Annotated in this window: 24 protein-coding genes; 7 read left to right on the top strand and 17 right to left on the bottom strand. The window is 65.3% G+C overall.

What is annotated here, in order from left to right; genetic code table 11:
- Positions 1 to 110: 110 nt before the first annotated feature.
- Genes maiA through hmgA form a run of 3 tightly spaced genes read right to left on the bottom strand, consistent with a single transcriptional unit; the run spans position 111 to position 3,130 of the window.
- Positions 111 to 746: a maleylacetoacetate isomerase gene (maiA, locus tag PV773_RS20360; RefSeq protein ID WP_347968110.1), complete on the bottom strand. Its 636-nt coding sequence runs from the start codon at positions 744 to 746 to the stop codon at positions 111 to 113.
- A 6-nt stretch (positions 747 to 752) separates the two neighbouring features.
- Positions 753 to 1,769: a fumarylacetoacetate hydrolase family protein gene (locus tag PV773_RS20365; RefSeq protein WP_347968111.1), complete on the bottom strand. Its 1,017-nt coding sequence runs from the start codon at positions 1,767 to 1,769 to the stop codon at positions 753 to 755.
- A 20-nt stretch (positions 1,770 to 1,789) separates the two neighbouring features.
- Positions 1,790 to 3,130, bottom strand: coding sequence for a homogentisate 1,2-dioxygenase (gene hmgA / locus PV773_RS20370; RefSeq protein ID WP_347968112.1), 1,341 nt, complete (start codon positions 3,128 to 3,130; stop codon positions 1,790 to 1,792).
- An 84-nt stretch (positions 3,131 to 3,214) separates the two neighbouring features.
- Here hmgA and PV773_RS20375 point away from each other — a divergent pair, with 84 nt between their 5' ends.
- Positions 3,215 to 3,661: a MarR family transcriptional regulator gene (locus tag PV773_RS20375; protein ID WP_347968113.1), complete on the top strand. Its 447-nt coding sequence runs from the start codon at positions 3,215 to 3,217 to the stop codon at positions 3,659 to 3,661.
- A 146-nt stretch (positions 3,662 to 3,807) separates the two neighbouring features.
- Here PV773_RS20375 and PV773_RS20380 read toward each other — a convergent pair whose 3' ends face one another.
- Positions 3,808 to 4,275 carry an Lrp/AsnC family transcriptional regulator gene (locus tag PV773_RS20380; RefSeq protein ID WP_347968114.1) on the bottom strand — a complete coding sequence of 156 codons (468 nt, stop codon included), beginning with the start codon at positions 4,273 to 4,275 and terminating at the stop codon, positions 3,808 to 3,810.
- Positions 4,276 to 4,400: 125 nt separating this feature from the next.
- On the opposite strand from PV773_RS20380, the gene hppD reads away from it, so the two are divergent.
- Positions 4,401 to 5,510 carry a 4-hydroxyphenylpyruvate dioxygenase gene (gene hppD / locus PV773_RS20385; protein WP_347968115.1) on the top strand — a complete coding sequence of 370 codons (1,110 nt, stop codon included), beginning with the start codon at positions 4,401 to 4,403 and terminating at the stop codon, positions 5,508 to 5,510.
- A 193-nt stretch (positions 5,511 to 5,703) separates the two neighbouring features.
- Complete coding sequence (locus PV773_RS20390; protein WP_347968116.1) at positions 5,704 to 6,087, top strand: hypothetical protein; 384 nt, start codon at positions 5,704 to 5,706, stop codon at positions 6,085 to 6,087.
- A 4-nt stretch (positions 6,088 to 6,091) separates the two neighbouring features.
- Here PV773_RS20390 and PV773_RS20395 read toward each other — a convergent pair whose 3' ends face one another.
- The 10 genes from PV773_RS20395 to PV773_RS20440 form a co-directional block, all read right to left on the bottom strand.
- Complete coding sequence (locus PV773_RS20395; protein ID WP_347968117.1) at positions 6,092 to 6,355, bottom strand: hypothetical protein; 264 nt, start codon at positions 6,353 to 6,355, stop codon at positions 6,092 to 6,094.
- Positions 6,356 to 6,363: 8 nt separating this feature from the next.
- The gene (locus PV773_RS20400; RefSeq protein ID WP_347968118.1) at positions 6,364 to 7,059 is read right to left on the bottom strand and encodes a hypothetical protein; all 696 of its coding nucleotides are present in this window, start codon (positions 7,057 to 7,059) and stop codon (positions 6,364 to 6,366) included.
- Between the two features lie 55 nt (positions 7,060 to 7,114).
- Positions 7,115 to 8,512 carry an amino acid permease gene (locus tag PV773_RS20405; RefSeq protein ID WP_347968119.1) on the bottom strand — a complete coding sequence of 466 codons (1,398 nt, stop codon included), beginning with the start codon at positions 8,510 to 8,512 and terminating at the stop codon, positions 7,115 to 7,117.
- Between the two features lie 11 nt (positions 8,513 to 8,523).
- Positions 8,524 to 8,691 (bottom strand): hypothetical protein, encoded by a 168-nt coding sequence (locus PV773_RS20410; protein WP_340037290.1) that lies wholly within the window; start codon positions 8,689 to 8,691, stop codon positions 8,524 to 8,526.
- Between the two features lie 11 nt (positions 8,692 to 8,702).
- On the bottom strand, positions 8,703 to 9,083 hold the full coding sequence (locus PV773_RS20415) for a hypothetical protein (RefSeq protein WP_347968120.1): 381 nt from the start codon (positions 9,081 to 9,083) through the stop codon (positions 8,703 to 8,705).
- A 14-nt stretch (positions 9,084 to 9,097) separates the two neighbouring features.
- Entirely contained in the window at positions 9,098 to 9,415 is a 318-nt protein-coding gene (locus tag PV773_RS20420) for a hypothetical protein (RefSeq protein ID WP_347968121.1), read from the bottom strand.
- A gap of 362 nt (positions 9,416 to 9,777) precedes the next feature.
- On the bottom strand, positions 9,778 to 10,707 hold the full coding sequence (locus PV773_RS20425) for an esterase-like activity of phytase family protein (RefSeq protein ID WP_347968122.1): 930 nt from the start codon (positions 10,705 to 10,707) through the stop codon (positions 9,778 to 9,780).
- Positions 10,708 to 10,718: 11 nt separating this feature from the next.
- Entirely contained in the window at positions 10,719 to 11,528 is an 810-nt protein-coding gene (locus tag PV773_RS20430) for a polyphosphate polymerase domain-containing protein (protein ID WP_347968123.1), read from the bottom strand.
- Entirely contained in the window at positions 11,506 to 12,090 is a 585-nt protein-coding gene (locus PV773_RS20435) for a DUF4956 domain-containing protein (protein WP_347968124.1), read from the bottom strand. Before PV773_RS20435 ends, PV773_RS20430 begins: the two co-directional genes overlap by 23 nt.
- Before the next feature lie 214 nt (positions 12,091 to 12,304).
- On the bottom strand, positions 12,305 to 13,684 hold the full coding sequence (locus PV773_RS20440) for a S8 family serine peptidase (RefSeq protein ID WP_347968125.1): 1,380 nt from the start codon (positions 13,682 to 13,684) through the stop codon (positions 12,305 to 12,307).
- Positions 13,685 to 13,837: 153 nt separating this feature from the next.
- On the opposite strand from PV773_RS20440, the gene PV773_RS20445 reads away from it, so the two are divergent.
- Entirely contained in the window at positions 13,838 to 14,377 is a 540-nt protein-coding gene (locus tag PV773_RS20445) for an RNA polymerase sigma factor (RefSeq protein WP_347968126.1), read from the top strand.
- Positions 14,374 to 15,135 (top strand): anti-sigma factor, encoded by a 762-nt coding sequence (locus PV773_RS20450; RefSeq protein WP_347968127.1) that lies wholly within the window; start codon positions 14,374 to 14,376, stop codon positions 15,133 to 15,135. The genes PV773_RS20445 and PV773_RS20450 overlap by 4 nt, the downstream gene beginning before the upstream one ends.
- A 1-nt stretch (position 15,136) precedes the next feature.
- Here PV773_RS20450 and PV773_RS20455 read toward each other — a convergent pair whose 3' ends face one another.
- The 3 genes from PV773_RS20455 to PV773_RS20465 form a co-directional block, all read right to left on the bottom strand.
- The gene (locus PV773_RS20455) at positions 15,137 to 15,784 is read right to left on the bottom strand and encodes a response regulator transcription factor (protein ID WP_347968128.1); all 648 of its coding nucleotides are present in this window, start codon (positions 15,782 to 15,784) and stop codon (positions 15,137 to 15,139) included.
- Between the two features lie 76 nt (positions 15,785 to 15,860).
- Positions 15,861 to 17,165 (bottom strand): serine hydroxymethyltransferase, encoded by a 1,305-nt coding sequence (gene glyA / locus PV773_RS20460; RefSeq protein ID WP_347968129.1) that lies wholly within the window; start codon positions 17,163 to 17,165, stop codon positions 15,861 to 15,863.
- Between the two features lie 44 nt (positions 17,166 to 17,209).
- Positions 17,210 to 19,903 carry a phosphoenolpyruvate carboxylase gene (locus PV773_RS20465; RefSeq protein ID WP_347968130.1) on the bottom strand — a complete coding sequence of 898 codons (2,694 nt, stop codon included), beginning with the start codon at positions 19,901 to 19,903 and terminating at the stop codon, positions 17,210 to 17,212.
- A 379-nt stretch (positions 19,904 to 20,282) separates the two neighbouring features.
- Between PV773_RS20465 and PV773_RS20470 the strand changes: the two genes are divergently transcribed.
- On the top strand, positions 20,283 to 20,657 hold the full coding sequence (locus PV773_RS20470; RefSeq protein ID WP_347968131.1) for a hypothetical protein: 375 nt from the start codon (positions 20,283 to 20,285) through the stop codon (positions 20,655 to 20,657).
- Between the two features lie 249 nt (positions 20,658 to 20,906).
- The coding region (locus PV773_RS20475; RefSeq protein WP_347968132.1) for a formate--tetrahydrofolate ligase at positions 20,907 to 21,091 on the top strand (185 nt) is incomplete at its 3' end.

Raw genomic sequence — 21,091 nt, forward strand, 5'->3', positions numbered from 1 at the left:
GACCTACGTCACATCCTCGACAAGGCAATGGAGCTGACATAGTCCCCCTCCCCCTTGTGGGAGGGGTTAGGGGTGGGGGTAGTTCGCGCTCCGGGCTAACCGCCTTCATCTCAGCCTTTGGCCCGGTCCGGATGCGCCCTGGCAAATGCCTCGAGGCCCTCACAGCGCCCCGATATCTCCAACACCCGCTTAAGGCCCGAAATGTCGACGTTCCAGCGCCGGGCATTATAGACCTGCGGCACCAGGCAGATGTCGGCCATGGTCGGGCTGTCGCCATGGCAGAAGGCGCCAGTGGCCGGATTGTCGAGCAGCTTTTCGAAGGCAACCAGGCCGTCGCCGATGAACTTCTGCATCCAGGCATTGCGCGCCGCCTCGCCATCGGGGGCGATCCGCATCAGCTCGGCGACGACGCCGGTGTTGCAGACGGCGTGGATCTCCATGGCAATGGCATAGGACAGCTGGCGAACCCGCTGCCGTCCCAACGGATCGGACGGCAGGAAACCCGCATGCCGGGTCTCGTCGAGATATTCGATGATCGCCAGCGACTGCGTGAAGGCATGGCCGTCGATGTCGAGCACCGGCACCAGCCCCTGCGGATTGCGTGCCAGATGCTCGGGCGCCTTCTGCGCCTTGGCCAGCAGGTCGACCGAGACGGAGCGAAACTCCTGCCCCAGCATGTTGAGCGCAATACGGACGCGATAGCTCGCCGACGAGCGCCAGTAATCGAACAGGACGGTCTCGCTCATGGCGGCTCAGGCCCTCTCGTATTTCGTCACGGTCTGTTCGATGGCGCCGAAGATCGAGTGGCCGGTCTCGTCGTGCATCTCGATGCGCACCTGGTCGCCGAACTTCAGGAACGGCGTCTTCGGTTCGCCCTTCTCCAGCGTTTCGACCGTGCGGATTTCAGCGATGCAGGAATAGCCCGCCCCGCCCTCTGCTGCCGGCTTGCCCGGGCCGCCGTCCAGCTTGTTGGAAACCGTGCCCGAACCGATGATCGAGCCGGCGACCAGTGGCCGGGTTTTGGCGGTATGCGCCACCAGCTGGCCGAAATCGAAGGTCATGTCGATGCCGGCATTGGCACGGCCGAACGGCTTGCCGTTGATGCTGGTGAGAAGCGGCAGATGCAGCTTGCCGCCGTCCCAGGCCACGCCCAGCTCGTCGGGCGATACCGCCACCGGCGAAAACGCCGTCGAGGGCTTGGACTGGAAGAAGCCGAACCCCTTGGCGAGTTCGGCCGGGATCAGGCCGCGCAGCGACACGTCGTTGACCAGCATGATGAGCCGGATCGCGGCATGGGCTTCGTCGCGGCTGGCACCCATCGGCACGTCGTCGACGATGACGGCAACCTCGGCCTCGAGGTCGATGCCCCAGGCCTCGTCGGCCATGGCGATGGCATCGCGTGGGCCGAGGAAGGAATCCGAGCCGCCCTGGTACATCAACGGGTCGGTCCAGAAGCTCGCGGGCATCTCGGCGCCCCTCGCCTTCCGGACCAGCTCGACATGGTTCACATAGGCCGAGCCGTCGGCCCACTGGAAGGCGCGCGGCAAAGGCGAGGCAGCATCATGCTCGTGGAAGCGCATGGTCGGCTGCGAGCCGGTCTCGATGCCCTCGGCGACATTGGCGAGGCGCGGACCGACATGGGCCCAGTCGTCGAGTGCGGCCTGCAGAGTGCGGGCGATGTGGCCGACCTCGGAGCAGCGGGTGAGGTCTTTCGACACCACGACCAGGCGGCCGTCGCGGGTGGAATCCTTCAGCGTGGCGAGCTTCATCTAAGTCCTCACTTGATGCTTCACTTGATACCGGGCGTGCCGTCGAACTTGCGCTCAAGCCCGTCCCAGCAGTCGATGTAGTTGTCCTGCAGCGTCTCCAGTTCGGCGGCGAACTTCGTCAGCTGCTGGGGGAAGCGGGTCTCGAACATGAAGGCCATGGTGTGGTCGAGCTTGACAGGCTTGAGCTCGACATTCGAGGCCTTTTCGAAGCCCATCGCGTCCGGCCCATGCGGCAGCATCATGTTGTGCAGGCTCATGCCGCCGGGCACGAAGCCCTCCTCCTTGGCGTCGTACTGGCCGTGGATCAGGCCCATGAACTCGCTCATGATGTTGCGATGGTACCAGGGCGGACGGAAGCTGTGCTCGGCCACCAGCCAGCGCGGCGGGAAGATGACGAAGTCGACATTGGCCGTGCCCTCCTCGCCCGACGGCGCCGTCAGCACCGTGAAGATCGACGGATCCGGATGGTCGAACAGGATGGCGCCGACGGGCGAGAAGGTCCTGAGATCGTATTTGAACGGCGCATAATTGCCGTGCCAGGCGACGACGTCGAGCGGCGAATGGCCGATCTCCGTGACGTAGAACTTGCCGCACCATTTGACGTGCACGCGGGCCGCCGTCTCCTTGTCCTCGTATGCGGCGACGGGCGTCTTGAAGTCGCGCGGGTTGGCAAGGCAGTTGGCGCCGATCGGGCCGCGGTCCGGCAAGGTGAACTTGGCGCCGTAGTTCTCGCAGATGTAGCCGCGGTGGAAGGCGGCGTCGCCCAGGCGCGAGACCTTGAACATCATGCCGCGCGGCACAAGGCAGAGCTCCGACGGCTCGACGTCGATGATGCCCATCTCGGTGAAGATGCGAATGGTGCCTATCTGCGGCACGACCATCAGCTCGCCGTCGGCGTTGAAGAAATAGTCGTCCACCATGTCGTCGTTGAAGATGTAGGCGTGCGCCGCCATGCCCACCTGGGTCATCGCGTCGCCCGCCGTCGTCATGGTGCGGATGCCCTGGATGAAGTTCAGCTTCTCCTGCGGCTCCGGCAGTGGGTTCCAGCGCAGCTGGCCGAGTGGCAGCGAATGGTCGTCGAGGCAGGGCGCGGTCTTCCAGTGCGGATAGCTGGCGTTGGAAAAGCGCTTGGTGTGCCGGACGCTCGGGCGGATGCGGTAGAGCCACGAGCGCTCGTTGGTGCCGCGCGGCGCGGTGAATGGCGAGCCCGACAGCTGCTCGGCATAGAGACCGTAGTTGCATTTCTGCGGGCTGTTCTGGCCCTGCGGCAGCGCGCCCGGCAGCGCCTCGGTCTCGAAGTCGTTGCCGAAGCCCGGCATGTAGCCGGCCGTCGCCGCTTGCGTGATGGTCTTGTCCAGCATGGCTTGCACCTCCCTGAAGGACGTGGGAATGTCGAGATGGTTGCAAGTGTAACCATTGATTTTGTAACTATCAAAGGCTGCGCGATGGCCGACGGCTTCGACTTGGAGAGCTTCCTGCCCTACCGGCTGAACCGGGCGGCGGAACTGATCAGCCTGAGCTTTTCCAGGGAATACAAGCAGCGCTTCCAGATGACGCGGCCGGAATGGCGGGCGCTCGCCGCCCTCGGCAGCGTCGGCCGCATGACCGCGACTGAGATCGGCACGCACTCCAACATGCACAAGACCAAGGTGAGCCGCGCGGTAGCCGCGCTGGAGGAGCGCCGTTGGCTGAAGCGCCGCGAAAACGAGACGGACCGCAGGGTCGAGCATCTCGAACTCACCGCCGCAGGCCTCAAGGCCTATCGCGAGATATCCGACCTCGCCCAAGCCTATCAGGCAAGCCTGGAGCAGGCGCTCGGCGCCGGCGCCGTCGAGCGCATCGAGGCAGGGCTGGCGGATGTCGAGCGGGCTTTGATGAGCAAGCGGCGATAGTTCCTCTCCCCCTTGTGGGGAGGGGCTAGGGGTGGGGGTATTTCCCTCCGAATGTCTTGGGCATCGCCGATATGCGCCGTCGTACCCCCACCCTGTATCCCTCCCCACAAGGGGGAGGGAGGGCGTCTACGTCCGGCATCCCGCCCCTACTCGATGGGCAGCGGACCATGCTGCTTAAGCGTGTTCAGCACGATCGCCGTCTTCACGTGCTGCACGGAATCGTGCGGCAAAAGCACCTCGTTGACGAAGCGCGACAGGTCCGACAGGCCGCGCACCACGACCTTGATGTGGTAGTCCATCTCGCCGGTCAGCGAATAGGCCTCGAGCACCTCGGGCAGGTCGTTCACAAGCCGAGCGAAACGCTGGGCGTTGTCGCGGTTGTGGGTGGCGAGCGTCACTGAGATGACCACGAGGAGATCGAGCCCCAGCCGCTCGCGGTCGAGCATCGCCTGGTAGCCGCGGATGAAGCCCTCCGCTTCCAGCCGGGCGCGCCGGCGCGAGCATTGCGAGGCCGAGAGCGCGATCTTCTCCGACAGCTCGTTGTTGGTCAGCCGGCCGTCGAGCTGCAGCTCGCGCAGGATCTTGAGGTCGAACTGGTCAAGCGCCTCATTCATTGCATGCAGCTCCATATCCATGCACGTTCCGCGCATAGATCGACCCATATGAGCCCAGAATGCAAGCACATTGCATGAAATCGGGGGCACAATATGCGTCACCCGTTTTCTGAGGAGGATTTGCCATGGGTCCGTTCCCGCACGATTCGCCGCCGGCCAGGATCAGCGCGAAAAACCCCGCCGGCACCGACGGCTTCGAGTTCGTCGAGTTCGCGCATCCCGAGCCCGAGAAGCTGGAAGAACTCTTCACCCGAATGGGCTACCAGCCGGTCGCCCGCCACAAGACCAAGAACATCACCGTCTGGCGGCAGGGCGACATCAACTACATCGTCAACGCCGAGCCGGGCAGCCACGCCATGCGCTTCGTCGACGAGCACGGCCCCTGCGCCGCTTCGATGGCCTGGCGGGTGGTCGATGCCAAGCATGCCTTCGATCACGCCTTATCGAAGGGTGCCACACCTTATACCGGCGCCGACAAGGCGCTCGACGTGCCAGCCATCGTCGGCATCGGCGGTTCGCTGCTCTATTTCGTCGACAAGTACGGCACCAAGGGATCGGCCTATGACGCCGAGTTCGAATGGCTCGGCGAGCGCAACCCGAAGCCCGAGGGTGTCGGCTTCTATTATCTCGATCACCTGACCCACAACGTCTATCGCGGCAACATGGATAAGTGGTGGGATTTCTACCGCGAGCTGTTCGGCTTCAAGCAGATCCACTTCTTCAACATCGACGGCCGCATCACCGGGCTGGTCAGCCGCGCGATCACCTCGCCCTGCGGCAAGATCCGCATCCCGTTGAACGAGTCCAAGGACGACACCAGCCAGATCGAGGAATATCTCAGGAAGTACAAGGGCGAAGGGATCCAGCACATCGCCGTCGGCACCGACGACATCTATGCCGCCACCGACAGAATCGCGGATCGTGGCCTCAAGTTCATGCCTGGCCCGCCCGACACCTACTACGAGATGTCGCACGAGCGCGTGCACGGCCATGACGAGCCGATCGAACGCATGAAGCAGCACGGCATCCTGATCGACGGCGAAGGCGTGGTCGACGGTGGCACGACCAAGATCCTGCTGCAGATCTTCTCGAAGACCGTCATCGGCCCGATCTTCTTCGAGTTCATCCAGCGCAAGGGCGACGAAGGCTTCGGCGAGGGCAACTTCCGCGCGCTGTTCGAATCCATCGAGGAAGACCAGATCCGCCGCGGCGTGATCTCGGAGAGCGCTGCCTGAGCCGCGACATCGAAACCTCCTGCGGGGCGGATTGCTGCGAAGCGATCCGCCCGTTTCTTTCTTGCCGCGAGGTTGATCCAGGACAAGGAATGCCGCCGCCCAGCCTGCCACAGTTGCGCCTGAAGGCAGGTTCCCAAGGGAGGCAGCAGCAATGGGTATGGTTCCGCGAGCTTATGAACTATGGCACTCGGCCGTGCTCGGCTTTCAGGATTGGCGCCGGCGCCGTGCGGCGGTGAGCGAGATCGAGGCGCTTGGTCGCGACGAGGGCGGGCGGGTGCTCGCCGAATGCGGGCTGTCGCAGGCGGAGTTCAAATGGGCCATGCGCCAAGCCTTCGCCTCGAAGCTCCTGCTGCCCGAGGCGATGAAGTCCAGAGGCATCGACGCCGAGGTCTTCGAGAACCGCCACCCGGAATGGAGCCGCGACATGCGCCGGACCTGCATGCTCTGCCCCGAGCGCCGCCGTTGCAGCACCTGGCTCGCGGTCGGAGAGTTCGAAGCTTCCTATCGGAGTTTCTGTCCCAACGCAGGCGATATCGACGCCCTGGCTGAACGCGGCGACTGCCGGCTGCCCGGCTGAGAGGTCAGGCCTTGGGAGCCATCGCGGCGCGCACCCGCGCACGGCGATAGGCGTCGGGGATCGACAGCGCCCAGACGAACAGCCCGCCGGCGTGGCGGCCGATGAAGGATTGCTCGGGCGTGGTCGTCGCATAGGTCAGCACGGAAAAGAAGACGACGAAGAACGCGAAGATCAACCCGCGCATGGCATCGCGCACCGCGACATGACCCGCACCCGGCAGAACGATCGCCAGTGCCAGCACCAGATAGGGATTGATCGGCTTGGCCATGGGCATCCTCATGCGGCTTCGCAGACAGGGCTGGCCGGCTCGTCGGCCAGGATGGCGCCTAGCGTCTCGACTTCGGCGATTGCCTGGCGGACCAGACCGGTCGGGATCGCCGCCAGCGAAAAATAGGCTTGGCGCAGCAGCATATGCGCGCCGCGCTCGCCCTGTGCCGCCTGCCGGATGACGCGCGCTCCGCGAGGGGTGATCACCGCCTCCTTCACCTGCGGGTCGGAGAACAGGGAGTGGAACATGGCAGACATGCGCACTGCCTGTTGCTGCGTTGCAGTGCCGTCGCCGCGCACCAGCAGGGCTGCGTCGGTCTCGGGTGGTGTCATCCAAACGGGCATGTCGTGGACGAGCGAATAATATTCGGCGCCCGTCGGGCGGGCGAGCGCGCCGATGGTCGGCCTGGCGCAGGCCGTCTTCTCGCTGACGGTTACCCTCAGCCAGAGCTGCGGCAGGCGCCGCGTCACCATGGTGTCGGCGATGAGCTCGATCTTGGCCGGCCTGCCGTCCTCGAGGCGGCCGGTCAGGATCGGAAACTGGTCTGCTGAATGGCCGATGCGGGCTTCTTGCAACAGTTCGGCAGCTGCATCGAGCAGCCCGCGCCGGCCCGCGAGCGCGGCCCGATGATCGCCGGCCGCACGAACGCCTATCCAGGCGCAAGACGCGGCAACGAAGGCGGAAAAGGCGATGGTGGTGATCATCGGAGGCGCGCCGGAGAGCGGAGCGGCGGCGCTGTGTGCGCCGCCGTCGGTTGCGTCAATAGCCCTGCGGTCTCGGCCAGGGCATGGTGAACTGGTCGCCGCGGCGCACGAACTGGTAGCGCCGGAAGTGGAACCAGAGCGAGGCCACGATGTAGAAGCACATCATCGCGCTGAGCTGCGTGCCGTAGCCGAGGAACACGGCGAAGTACGCGGTCGAGCACAGGATGAGCAGCACGATCGTCGGCAGCGGATGGAACGGATGCACGTAGCCGCGCTTGATCGTATCGAGCGGCCACTTGTTCCGGAACATCACCATGTTGAAGGTCATGAAGGTGTAGCCGAGCAGGCCCGACAGGATCGAGAAGGTTACGACCTGGTCGAGCGGCGCGCCGAGTGCGAAGATCAGTGCGATCGGCACCAGGAAGACGATGGCGCGGTATGGCGTGCGGTAGACCGGATGCACTGCGCCGAACCAGCTCGGCAGGTAACGGTCGCGGCCCATCGAGAACCACGCGCGCGAGGCGTCGTTGATGCAGCCGTTGGCCGAGGCCAGCGTGGCGAAGGCAGTACCCACGAAGAGAAGGACCATCAGCCCCGTGCTGCCGGTGACGCGGGCGGCGTCGAACAGCGGCGTGCCGGCCTGGCCGAGATATTCCCACGGCACGAGGCCCGAGGACACGTACCAGGTCATGGTCGCGGCGATAAGCAGCGTCATGATGCCGGCCATGGTGCCGTAGGGCAGCGAGCGGGCGGGCGAACGCACCTCCTCGGCCGCCTGGCAGGTGCCCTCGATGCCGAGGTAGTACCAGAGGCCGAAATGCAGGGCCGCCACGATGCCGACCCAGCCATAGGGCAGCGGATCGGAGGTGATGGCCGAGAAGTCGAGCGGCACCGCCGATGCGCCGAACTGCACCGATACGAACAGCGTGACGATGGCCAGGAAGGCGATTGCGGTGATGACCAGGTTGAAGGTCAGCGTCGCCAGCACGCCGCGATAGTTGAGCCACGCAAGGAACATGATCGCGAGGATGATGAAGGGCTGCTGGTTGAGCCCGGAATGGCCCTGCATGGCGGCCACCGTGTCGAGCAGGAAGCCGACGGTGATGGCGTTGGCCGCTTCCAGCATGGTATAGGCCATGACCAGGAACAGGCCGACATTGAAGGCCATCAGCGGGCCGACGATGTGCTTGGCCTGGGCGTATTGGCCACCGGCTGCCGCGACCGTCGAGGTCACCTCGGAATCGATCATGGCGACGCAGGTATAGAGCAGGCCGGCCACCCAGCAGGCGATCAGGCCGGCGATCATGCCGCCTTTGCCGACCGAGAAGTTCCAGCCCATATATTCGCCGACCAGCACGATGCCGACGCCGAGCGCCCAGATATGGGCCGGGCCGAGCACCCGCAGCAGCTGCAGCCGTTCGGGCTCGGCCGCGGTTGAATTCACGTTTGCCATCGCTGTTCCCCTCAGATCTCGTGGCGCTCTGCGGTCGCCTCGATCTCGCCTTCGCGAGAGGAGATCAGCAGTTCGTTGTCGTAGGTGGAATCGATGCGGATGAGGTCGATGAGCATCAAGACGCCGAACATGGCGGAAAGTGCCCAGGCCACATATTCGAGAATGTTCCAGCTATCCATTGCGACCTCTCCTAGCGCTTCTTGCCGAAGCGTTCTTCGATGACTTCGCGGTATTCCCTGTCGGACAGCCGCACGACCATGACGAAGTAGCCGATCACCAGGACGGCCATGACGATGAGAGCGGGCCAGCTGAAGCTGTAGTCGAAGCGTGCGGTGATGATGTCGTTGGCGGCTGCCGGGTCGGTGATGCCGAGCGCTGCCCATTGCTGCTGCTCGGTGGCGTTCTGGCCGAGTGTTTCCCAGGTCGGATTGGCGATCGGGTTCGGCACCTTGGCGGCGCCTGCGAGGCCCATGTAAAGCGGTATGTAGAGTGCGCCGACGGTTAGCACCAGAAGCGTGGCGACGTCGAAGATCTGCCCGACGAGGCCTTGTTTCGGAGGTTGGTAAGCCATTTTTCCGCCCCCCTTCAGCGTTTGCGCCGGCGCATCTCGTCGAGATGCTTGAGGTCGAGGCCGTAGATGAAGTGCTTGTCTTCCTCGTAGTGACGGAGCATCGCAACGATCGCCGCCGTGTTGAAGACCAGCACCAGGCCGCCGGCGACGGCGAGGATGATGCCGATAGCCGGTGTCGAGATGTAGGACCAGACGCTGAACAGCGCGAACAGCAGTGTCGCCCACAGCACCACGACGAAGGCCACGAGGCCTGCACGGTCGCGTCCGTGCATTTTGGCGATGCGCTGGTCGAGACTCGAATCCGCGCCTTGATGAGCTAGTGTCGCTTCCATTTCCTCCTCCAGGTGGCCGTTTTCGGCTTCATTGTGCGGGAAATTAATTTCCCCTGAGGAATGTCCGGCAAACTTAAATTACTGTCAAGGGATGGATGTGCGCACATGTCGCATCCGGCCCGGACGTTGCTGCGCAAAGCACTTGAATCGGCTTGGATTTTGGCAATTTCCTTTGGTGTCGGAATTTTTATCTGATAGGTCGCATTCGAGCTTGATGCAGGGATGCGAAGGGCTTCCTGAGCTCCTTCGCCGCGACCATCTGGTGCCGGCGCGGCAGAGTCGGGCGGGTCTGTAACTCGCCCCGAGGACTGCCGCGCCATCTCCGCCGCTCGCCTTTCCGGCTGGCGGCACGCGAAGCGACTTCAGCTTCCGGGCTTGACGGAAATGAGCACGAATTGCGTCGCCGGCGTCTCCTTCCTGGTCTTGTCGGTGACCACCAGGTAGAGCTCGTCCGACAGCCGTGCCATGCCTTCGAAATTGTCGTTCAGCAGGTTGCTGGATCCCGGCTCGAGGTTTTCGACCTGGCATGGCTGCGCTTCCCCGCAGGACTTCGGGTCGACCACCCGCAGCCGGCCGATGCTCGGTCCGCCCTTTTGTTCGCGCGTGCGTTCGAGCACGAGCAGGCGGCCGTCGGGCATGGGTTCGATCGCCTTGAGATTGCTGCGCTTGGGCTGGAACGTCGCGAACGTCCAGCTGCCTCCGGCAAGGCCATGGATGGTGTGGGTGTCGCCCGGCTCTCCCTGCATCGCCTCCTCGGGCGCGGTGATGATGCCCTCGCCCGTGGCTGCGACCGCCTCGAGCCGGCTGTTCGGTTCGTTGTAACTGGCCGCGTCGGCGAGCTCGGGCGGCAACTGCACCGGGCCGAGCGGCGTGCCGTCCGGCCGGAAGCGGTGGATTGCGGGGCCGTCCTCGAAGGCGACCAGCAGTTCCGTGTCGCCGCCCTGTCCATTGTCGCCATTGACCGCGGCGAGGCCCTCCGCATTGACCACGGCGGGCGTCGTGCCGACCTTCAGCGGCACCGACAGGACGGGCTCCAGCCTGGCGATCTTGCCGCCTTCCACGTCCAGCCTGAAGTGGTGCAGGAGGCCGTCGTCGGACACCGCATAGAGCAGCTTCTCGTCGGGGTCCCAGGCAAGCCCGGAGAGTTCATTGATGGATATGCCGCCCGGTCCGGCCGCTGGCGCGGAGGTGCCGTCGAGCACGGTGAGTTCGAGCGGCTGGGCCGTGGCTGTGGGCGCGAAACCGAAGATCGAGGCGCCGACCATGAGCGCTGCGGTGATAGTCTTGATCATGTGTCTTGCTCCTATTGGAAATTTGCCGGCGCGACGGGCGTGCGGGCGGGAGTGCCCAGCTTGCGCAAGGCGGGCAGGAAGCGGTTGTGCTTGGTGGCTGGGTCGAGCAGTGCCGTCGCCACGCAGTATTTCGAGCAGCGCTTGGTTGGGTGCTGGTGCAGCGCCCTCAATATCCCGTCGGCGACGCCGTTGCCGTTCGCCGACTTGGTCTCGAGGATGAAGAGGTCGTCGTCGACGGCGTGCTCGGCGGCGGCGGCGAAGAACTTCAGGCCGCTGTCGATGGTCATGCGCTCGCCGCCCTGCTTGGCCACTAGGGTCATGCGGCGGTAGCGCATGTCGATCACCCGCGACAGCGCATGCGGGAACGGCATGCCGTACTGCGCCCGGAAGACGCTGTCGACGTAGGCAAGGGCGGCGGCGTCCAGCGTGCCGAAGGTGGCCGGGTCCCGGTCGAGGCGCTTCTTGACCGTGACCCCGCGCTTGTCCTTGAGCTTGACCTCGAGGAAGCACAGGCCGGCCTCGACATAGCGGCGGATGCGTATCTTGGCCCGCTGCCGCCGGCCCTGGTGGTGGTCGAAATAGCTGCGGCGTTCGACGTCGTCGAAATAGCAGGTCTCGTAGGTGAAGGCGCGCAGGCCATCGATCTCGAGCATGTCGAAGGCGCGGGCCAGGTCGCCGGCGGCATGCCGCAGCACGGAGCCGTCGACGACATACTTGTTGTCCAGCCGCTCCAGCATTGCGGCCTTGTCGTTCAAAGCCTTCAGGCTGATGGGAGCAAACCCTTTGGATATCAGGGCATCAGTGCTTGCGATAATGGACATTGAGCTTCGCCATTTCCGTGATGTAGTCGAGCTGCAGGACCTGGTAGGACAGCACGTCCACGCCCAGCCTTTCGGAGAGTTCGGCGCGCATGGAGGCGGGATCCGCCAGCAGCGCGAGGTTGATCTTGTCGAGCGACACCTTGGTGCCGCTGACCGACTGCAGCATCTTCGGATGATCGATCACATAGGCGCCGAGCAGGACGAAGAGCACGGTCGAGGCCACGAAGGGGACGGTCGTCCCCTGTACTGAGCAGATGACGGCGATCGCCACGCTGCCGAAGAAATAGGTCATCTCGGTCTTGGAAAGCGGCTCCGAGCGCAGCGTGAACAGCGCCAGGATGGCAAACAGGCCGAAGCCGGCGGCCACGCCGAACTGCACCGCCGACAGCACGGTGAGCACCGCGAACACGAAGATGTTAAAGAGTGCGGCGGCGGTGACAAGTTCCTTGTCGCGATAGCGCCGGTAGTACATGCCGAACAGAAGGATCGACATGCCTGTGAGGTTCGCGCCGAAGCGTACGGCCTCGAGGGCGAGGGGGTGCTGCAACAGTTGCGCGATCATCGACCCCTCCCCTTCCGCGAGGCGTGGCGCCGTGGCGCCTGTGTCGACATCTGTGTGGGTCGCATTTCGGTTCTCCTGACTTTCACCGCATGGCGGCGACGTCAGGAAGAACGGGCGTGCTTTGGGTCTATTCCGTCGCCGGCAAAGTATTTTGTTGTTTCAGTAAGCGGAATGAACGCAATCGGTTAGCGGGTGGTGACGCGCCAGCCGCGCATCAGCCCTGGCAGATGGCGCGGCCGTTGAGCAGGCCCCAGCCATAGACCGGATCCTTGCCCGGTGCGCCGAGGTCCTCGGCGTTGCGCTGCAGGATCTTTTCGATCTCGCTGGCGGTAAGTGCCGGGTTCGATGCCTTCAGGATGGCCGCGGCGGCTGAGACGAACGGCGCGGCGAAAGACGTGCCGGTCCGCGGCTGCCCCCCCTTCACCGAGGCGGCGGTCCAGACCCGGACCCCTGGCGCGGCGATGTCGATATGCGCGCCCGAGCCGGCGCGCCTGTAAGCATTCTTGCTCCGGTCGATCGCCGTCACCGCGATAGCCCCGTCATAGGCGGCGGGATAGAGGGGCGCCGCGCTGGGGCCGTCGTTGCCGGCTGCAGCGACCATGAGGATGTCGCGCTGGTTGGCCTGCCGCACGGTTCTTTCCAGCAGCGGGTTGGCCGGTCCGGTGAGGCTCATGTTGATCACCTTGACGCCGCGCGACGCGAGGATGTCGATGGCGCGCACCAGATCGTAGACCGCCGACCTGTCGTCATTGCCCTTGCCGCGATGAAAGGCGTCGACGGCGATCAGTTCGCTGCCCGGCAGAAGTCCCGGCGTGCGGCTCTCCCTGGAGCCGACGAGCAGGGCAGCGACGGCCGTACCGTGCTGGCGCCCCGAAGCGGGAAGGCTGCCCTGGCCGATCCGGATCGTCTCGACCTGTCCGCCGGCGAAGGCGAGGTGGTCGCCATTGATGGCCGTGTCGATGAGGCCGATCCTGCCTCCGACCGTGCATCGGTCGACCAGGGTATCGGCCGGCGGCCAGCCGACCACGTCCCGCGCGAGGCAGAGCCCCTCGCTGCATGGTTCGGCGCCGGCCTGTTCGGGTCGATAGTAGTGGTTCAGGTCGACCACTGCACCTTGTGCCAGCGCTGCTGCGCGCGTCCGTGCCGCCTCCAGGCTTACGCCGCGGGGTATGCCGAGCCTGACGAGACCGGCGCCGCCCTCGGTCGCCAGCGCCACGCGCTCGCGCACCTCGTAGCCCTCAGCCACCAGCCTGTCCTCGGCCGCCTCGTCGAGGCCGAGCGCAACGATCTCCCGCGGCGCGTGCCGCGGCAGTTGGCGCTGCGGCGCGGGTCGGGGCTGCGGGCGGATCGCCTGGCGTCGGAAGATGGTCAGCGGATTGCCGCCGTTCCCGGCCGAAGGCCCCGTCCTGTCGGATGGGGCGCTGCCGCTGTCATCGTCGTCGTCGTCGCTATCGTCGCCGTCGTCGTCATCGGCCAATGCCTGGCCGATGCCCAGGACGGACCCTTGCCAGGGGCCATCGATCGGCGCGCCGAAGGTTGCAAGCAGGACAGAAATCAGGGCCGCGGTCAGGCCGCTCGAAACTTGTGCAGGCATGGTCGGCTCCTTATCCGCAAAGGCGGCGGCAATGCAATTGTTAGCGTTCCACATAAGACTTCCGACAACCCATATCATTTCGACGGCATTTGTGCATTTTGGGGCAACGGACGGAGGTCCGATCTATTCCCCAGACGATCAGGACAGGGCTGCATGAAAGGTGACGATGTTCAGGTGAGCGACCGGCTGGTTGCCTTCCTGCCCAATCTGCGCCGCTTCGCCATATCGTTGTGCCGCTCGCGCGATCTCGCCGACGATCTGGTGCAGGCCGCCTGCGAGCGCGCACTTGCCGGCCAGGAGCGGTTCGAGCCGGGTACGCGTTTCGATGCCTGGATGTTCCGCATCCTGCGCAACCTCTGGATCGACCACGTCCGCCGGGCAAAGACTGCGGGACCGACCGAGGACATCACCGAAAGCCACGACATTGCCGGTGACACCGGCGAGCGCGAGGCCGAAGCCCGGCTGACGCTGAAGAGTGTCGCGGAAGCCATCGACGAACTGCCCGACGAACACCGCGAGGTGCTGCTGCTCGTCTGCGTCGAGGATCTGTCCTACAAGGAGGCCGCCGAGGTTCTGGCCATTCCCATCGGCACGGTGATGAGCCGGCTTGCCCGCGCCCGCAAGAATCTCGCGGAAGCAGCCGGAATAAACCCCGCGGTCGACCGTTCACCCGCAAAAGGGCGAAATCCATGAGCAGCCACAACTTCGACGACGAGACACTGATGGCCTTCGCCGACGGAGAGCTGGACGCCGAGACGTCCGCGCGCGTCGAAGCGGCCATGGAGACCGACGACGAGCTGGTGATGCGGGTGGCGAGCTTCATCGAAAGCCGCGCCCAGGCCGCGGCGGCGCTGAAGCCGCTCATCGACGAGGCCGTCCCGGAAGCGCTGACGCGCGCGGTAGAGAAGATGATCGAGGAAAAGCGAGCGTCTGAGACCGCGCCGGCACGGAAAGACAACGTCGTCGCCTTCGGCCCGGCGGCTCGGCCGGTTCGTTCGAGCTGGATACTGCCCCTGGCGGCATCGCTGGCAGCGGCCGTGTTCGGCCTCGGCGGCTACCTTGCCGGCCAGGCGAACGCGCCGCAGCCGTCCCTCGCCTTCGCCGCCATCGCCGATCCGGAGATGCTCAGGGTACTCGACGCCGCGCCGTCGGGCTCGCAGTCGACCGTCGCCGCAGGGGCGGTCAAGCTGGTTTCGAGCTTCCGCGACGGCTCCGGCGCGCTCTGCCGCGAGTTCGAGCTGGCCGAGGCGGCGGGCGGGACGACCGTGACGGTGGCCTGCCGGGCGCAACAGAGCTGGTCGGTAAGGCTTGCGGTCGCGGCTGCGGCCTCGGGCGGTGCGGACTATGCGCCGGCCGGTGCGGCAGAAACGGTCGACGCCTTCCTGGCGACGATAGGCGCCGGCGCGCCGCTTTCGGAGGCGGACGAGAAGGCCGCGCTCGCCAGGCCTTGAGCTATCTGGCCGTGAGCTGCGGCCCGCGCTTCTTCTCGCTGGCATAGAGCGCCACCGCCATGGCGCGGTTGCGGACCCCCAGCTTGTCGTAGAGATTCTTGAGGTGATACTTCACCGTGTTCTCCGAGATCCCCGTGCGGGTGGCGATCTGCAGGTTTGTCCAGCCGTCGGCGAGCACGGCCAGGAGTTCCAGCTCGCGCACGGTCAGCCGCGACAGCGGCGTCTCGTTGATCTTGGCGACGTCGACATAGGGGATGCAGATGCGGCCGTTGGCGACGGCCAAAAGCGTGTCGAACAATATGCAGGGATCGTCGAACTGGTAGCAGTAGCCCTGCGCCCCGAGCCGCACGCATTGCTTCAGGATGCCGATGTCGTGGTCGTTGGAGAAGATGACGATGCGGGCGGCAAGCTGGCGCCGCTGCAGCTCGGACAGCACGTCGGCAGCGTCCATGTCGGACAGTTTCCAGCCGACTATGGCGACGTCGAAGGCGAGCTCCCCGTCGGCCACTGCCTGCACGAAAGCGTCGCCCGCCTGCACGCCCTCGGCAAAGGCGAAGCGTTCGTCGCGATCCAGAAGGTCGCGAAGGGCCGAGATCACCAGCGGATTGCGCTCGGCAATCAGAACCTTGAGCTTCTTGTTTTGCGCCATGGGCTCGCCATCGAGTTCGTGCCTGGCGCATTCCACTTGAGAACGCGGGCTTGCGCCCGCGCTCCAGCGACACAAATCAGTCGTAGATTCGGAATTTCGCGACCAGATCGCGGACTTCCTCGCGCACGGCCGACTCGATCGCGGCGTTTCCGGCCTCGCCATTGGCCGCCAACCCGTCGATGACGCTCATCGTCAGGCGGCCGACCTGACGGAACTCGTCGGCCAGGAAACCGCGCGTGGTGCAGGCCGGCGTGCCGAGGCGGACGCCCGATGTGACCATCGGCCCCTGCGGGTCGAACGGGATGCCGTTCTTGTTGCAGGTGATGTGGGCGCGGCCGAGCGATGCTTCCACAGCCTTGCCTGTCAGATTCTTGCGGCGGAGATCGACCAGCATCAGATGCGTGTCGGTGCCGCCCGAGACGATGTCGACGCCGCCCTCCTGCAGCGTTTCGGCCAGCACCTTGGCGTTGGCGACGACATTCGCGGCATAGATCTTGAACTCGGGCGTGAGCGCCTCGCCGAAGGCAACCGCCTTGGCGGCGATGACGTGCATCAGCGGCCCGCCCTGCAGGCCCGGGAACACCGCGGAGTTGATCTTCTTGCCGATCTCCTCGTCGTTGGAGAGCACCATGCCGCCGCGCGGGCCACGCAGGGTCTTGTGCGTGGTGGTGGTCACCACATGGGCATGGTCGAGCGGGTTGGGGTGCACGCCGCCCGCAACCAGGCCGGCAAAGTGCGCCATGTCGACGAAGAGCTTGGCGCCGACCTCGTCGGCGATCTCGCGGAAAGCCTTGAAGTCGATGATGCGCGGATAGGCCGAGCCGCCGGCGAGGATCACCTTCGGCCGGTGCTTCTTGGCCAGGTCGCGCACCTCGTCCATGTCGATGCGATGGGTATCGGTGCGCACGCCGTAGGACACGACGTTGAACCACTTGCCCGACTGGTTGACCGGCGCGCCGTGGGTGAGATGCCCGCCGGCGGCGAGGTTGAGACCGAGGAAGGTGTCGCCCGGCTGCATCAGGGCCATGAACACCGACTGGTTGGCCTGGCTGCCGGAATTCGGCTGCACGTTGGCGAAGCTGCAGTTGAACATAGCCTTGGCGCGCTCGCGGGCGAGATCCTCGACCTCGTCGACATACTGGCAGCCGCCATAGTAGCGGCGGCCGGGATAGCCCTCGGCATATTTGTTGGTCAGCACGGAGCCCTGTGCTTCCAGTACCGCCTTGGAGACGATGTTCTCCGAGGCGATCAGTTCGATCTCGTCGCGCTGGCGGTTGAGCTCGCGACCGATCGCGTCGGCCACGGCGGGGTCGGCCTGGGCCACGCCAGTGCGGAAGAAGTGGCGGGGGCTGCCGATGCCGGGTCTGGTTGGGATGTTCATTGGGCTCCTCCTGAGGGCGCGAACGGGCGCCTGAAATTTCGTGGTCATCCGGTCCAGCCGAGGCCGGCCGAAATGCAGTTGATGGAAAGCAGCAGCGCATTGACCGCGCGCTTGGGCTTGGCGGTGGCGCCGTCCTTGCTGCGCACCTCGCGCAGCAGCTGCACCTGCAGCCGGTGGATCGAGTCCATCTGCGGGCGGATGCGGTCGAAATGGCGCTTGAAGGCCGGGAAGCGCTCCGAGAGCTTCAGGCCGCCATTGACCTCGGAGATCATCTTGCGGGTCAGCGCATATTCGGCGGCGATCTTGCGGTAGATGCGCTCGCCGGTCTCGTGGTCCTGCACCAGTCCGGCATAGAGGCGGCCGATGTCCATGTCGGTCTGGTAGAGACCCTTGTCGACCTCGTCGACGACGAGGCGGAAGAAGCGCGAGCGCTCGAACATCTGCCGCAGGAGGTCGAGGCCGGCCTCGCCGCGGACGTTGACGAAGGAATTCAGCGCGCTGCCGATGCCGTACCAGTTGGTGAGCAGGTGCCGGTTCTGGCTCCAGGCGAAGACCCACGGGATGGCGCGCAGGTCGGAGATGTCGCGGGCGCCGAAGCGGCGTGCCGGGCGCGAGCCGATCTTGAGCAGCGACAGCTCCTCGACCGGGCTCGCCTGGTTGAAGTAGTCGATGAAGCCCGGCTCGTTGATCAGGCCCGAATAGGAGGCCTGCGACATGCCGGTCAGTGCTTCCAGCGCCTCGCTGAACTCGGGATTGTCCTTGAGCTCGGCTTCGTTCTGCGACTTGACCGAATGGGCAAAGACGCTCGCGGCCAGGATCTCCAGCTGGTAGAGGCCGGTGCCGCGATTGGCGAATTTCGACGACACCACCTCGCCCTGCTCGGTGACGCGCATGGCGCCGCCGATGGTGCCCGCCGGCTGGGCGGCGATCGCCCGGCCCGTCGGCGCGCCGCCGCGGCTGACCGAGCCGCCGCGACCGTGGAAGAAGCTGATCTTCAGCTTGCGCTTTTCGGCGAGCGCAGTGATGCGCCGCTGCGCCTTGTTCAGCTCCCAGTTGGAGGCGAGGAAGCCGCCGTCCTTGTTTGAGTCGGAATAGCCGAGCATCACCTCCTGGCGGTTGCCGAAGTCGCGCACCGAGCGCCGGACGATGGACACGCCGAGCAGCTGGTCGAGGATGTCGGGCGCGGCGCGCAGGTCGGCGATGGTCTCGAACAGCGGCACGACGCGCAGGCCGATGGTGCCGCTGCCGTCGAGCGCGGTCGCCAGCCCCGAATATTGCGCCAAGAGGTAGACGGCGAGCAGGTCGTCGCTCGACCGAGTCATGGACAGGATGAAGGCACCGACCGCGCCGCCGTTCATGCCGGCGGAGGTGTCGCGGATCACGTCGAACAGGTCGAGCAGTTCGCGCGCCTCCTCCGACAGCTTCTGCCTGTCGGCATCGAGCTGTTCGCCTGAATGCAGGGCTGCGCGGATACGCACGCCCCAGGCGGGGGAGTCGGCAGCGGGTGCAGCGTCACCGTCGGCCGCCTTGAACAGCTCGCCCAGCACGCGGTTGACGACCGTGGAGTTCTGCCGGATGTCGAGCGAAACGGTGCGGAACCCGAAGCTTTCGACCTGCTGGCGCAGCGGCCGCACGAAGCGGCGCGCCACCAGGGTGCCGCCGATCCTGCCAAGCACGTTCTCAAGATCGCGCAGGTCCGCCTTGAAGGCCTCGGCCCGTGCGTAGGGCTTGGCCGCAGCCTCGCCGCGCATGGCCAGCAGCCTTTCCAGCATCGCGGCGGCGAACTGGCGCAGCGGCTCGTCGGGATTGCGTCCGACGATCTCGGAGGCGGCGTGGGTGCGGTGCAGTGCCCGCGCCAGTGCCTTGGAGAAGTCCTCGGGAATGTCGACGACATTGGCGCTGACGCTGAGCACGGTGATCAGCCGGCGAACCTGGCCGATATACCAGCCGACGATCGCCTGGCGGCATTCGGTCAGCGCATAGGCCGTGATCTTGGCAGTCACGTTGGGGTTGCCGTCGCGGTCGCCGCCGATCCACGACGCATAGCGCATGAAGGACGGCACCTTGACGTCATATTCGGGATAATGGCGTGCCAGCGCGTCCTCGACCGCGTCATAGAGCTTGGGCGTCGCCTCGAAGATCACTTCACGGAAGAAGTGCAGGCCCCAGGCGATCTCGCGCTCGACGGAGGGGCGCTCGAGCCTGAGCTCGCCCGACATCCAGAGGATCTCGATCTCGCTCTTGAGGTCGTCGATCAGCTGCTCGCGCTCGCGCGGCGACCAGCGCTGCTGCTCGAGCTCGGTGAGCTTGCGGTAGATGCGGCGGTGGATTTCGAGAACGGTGACGCGCTTGGCCTCGGTCGGGTGCGCGGTCATCGTCGGGCCGACGCTGAGTGCGTCGAGGGTAGCCTGGATGTCCTCGGCCGGGTAGCCGGCGGCGGCGATCTCGCCGAGCACGTTGGAGAAGGACCCGATCACGTGGTCGGCGCCGCCCATCTGCTCGAGTTCGCGGCGCGAGCGCATGGCGAGCAGCTCGTTGGCGATTGCCGCGAGCTGGAACCAGATGCCGGTCGCCTGCAGCGCCGCAATGCGCTGTGCCGAGGCGAGCGCATCGAGGTTCAGGCGGCCGGTAAGGACATCGGCTACGCCCGGTTCGCGCTCGCTGACCACGGAGACAAGCAGCCTGAACAGCAGGCTGCGGACGTCCTCGCGGAAACTGAGTGGCCTGCTCTCCTCCAAAGCGACACCCCGTTGATCTGGTGTTGGTCCGGGCGGGCCCCGGACGAGCCGCTTCTCCGGAATGCTGTTTTCCCGAGGTGAAGCAGACAGGCTTTGCGCGGTTTTGAAAACGCCCGGACGGGTAGATTTCCTATTCGTTCGGGTGGTGCCGCGATTGGCCGAACGATGATCATCGGGGCCTGTCCGCACTACCTTCGCCGGCGGAAAGACAGTGTCTTCCGACGCGTTGATCCAGCATGTTTTCCAGTGGACGCATCTTAACTCATGTGCAACTATATTGCCTGTTATGCAAATACGGGAGGCGCATGAAAGTGAGGTCCGATACCGCAATCCGCCACGCCGCAGCACGAAACAAACGCCGTTGAAGAGGGACATCGACATGCAGAAAGTGCTGCCGGAGCTTTATGAGGGCCATGCCCCCATCACCCTCCACAATGCCTTCCATGAAGCGCTCGAGGCGCTTGAGGAATGGAAGGAAGGAAACGAGGAGCCGCTCGTGGTTGTGGACGGCTACAACGTTCCCATCAGCCACGTCTTCGCCCGCATGAGCGCCTGCACCGACCTGTTGCCGCTGAGGACGCGCGACGTGCTGGAAACGATCGTCGACAAGGGCTCCTTCCGCGCGTCGGGCGGTTCGCTCTATGCCGACGGCGCCAGGCTTGTGATGCCCATCTGCGTCGAGCGCCTGACGCTGTCGCTGCTGCGCCCGACCGCGTCGCTCGCCCAGTTGCGCAAGGCCTGCGCCGAAGCCTGAAGCGTCGGGTTTCGGTCGATACCCATGGTGTCCGGATGGTCGGGATATTCCCGGCCATCGGCATTTCCACGGTCGACTCGATCTTTCTCTAAATGAAAATTTCTTGCATTAAGGTTGACTCGGCTGCTGGCAGCTGTTATGCAATCCACTAGGGAGTATCCGCTGCACAAACTGTCTGGACGCCAGTCCGGAGTGGAGCCCCGGGGCAATCGCCTCGGGATCGGTGGTGCGCGCCAAGGGAAGAGAGTCATGGCCGAATTCAAGACCGACATCGAGATCGCGCGCGGCGCCAAGAAGAAGCCGATCCAGGAGATCGGGGCGAAGATCGGCATCCCGTCGGAGCATCTTTTGCCCTACGGCCACGACAAGGCGAAAATCTCGGCCGAGTTCATCGCCAATGCCCGCAAGAACAAGGACGGCAAGCTGGTCCTGGT

Origin of the sequence: Mesorhizobium sp. CC13, from assembly GCF_039907765.1 — a bacterium.
Taxonomy (GTDB): domain Bacteria; phylum Pseudomonadota; class Alphaproteobacteria; order Rhizobiales; family Rhizobiaceae; genus Aminobacter.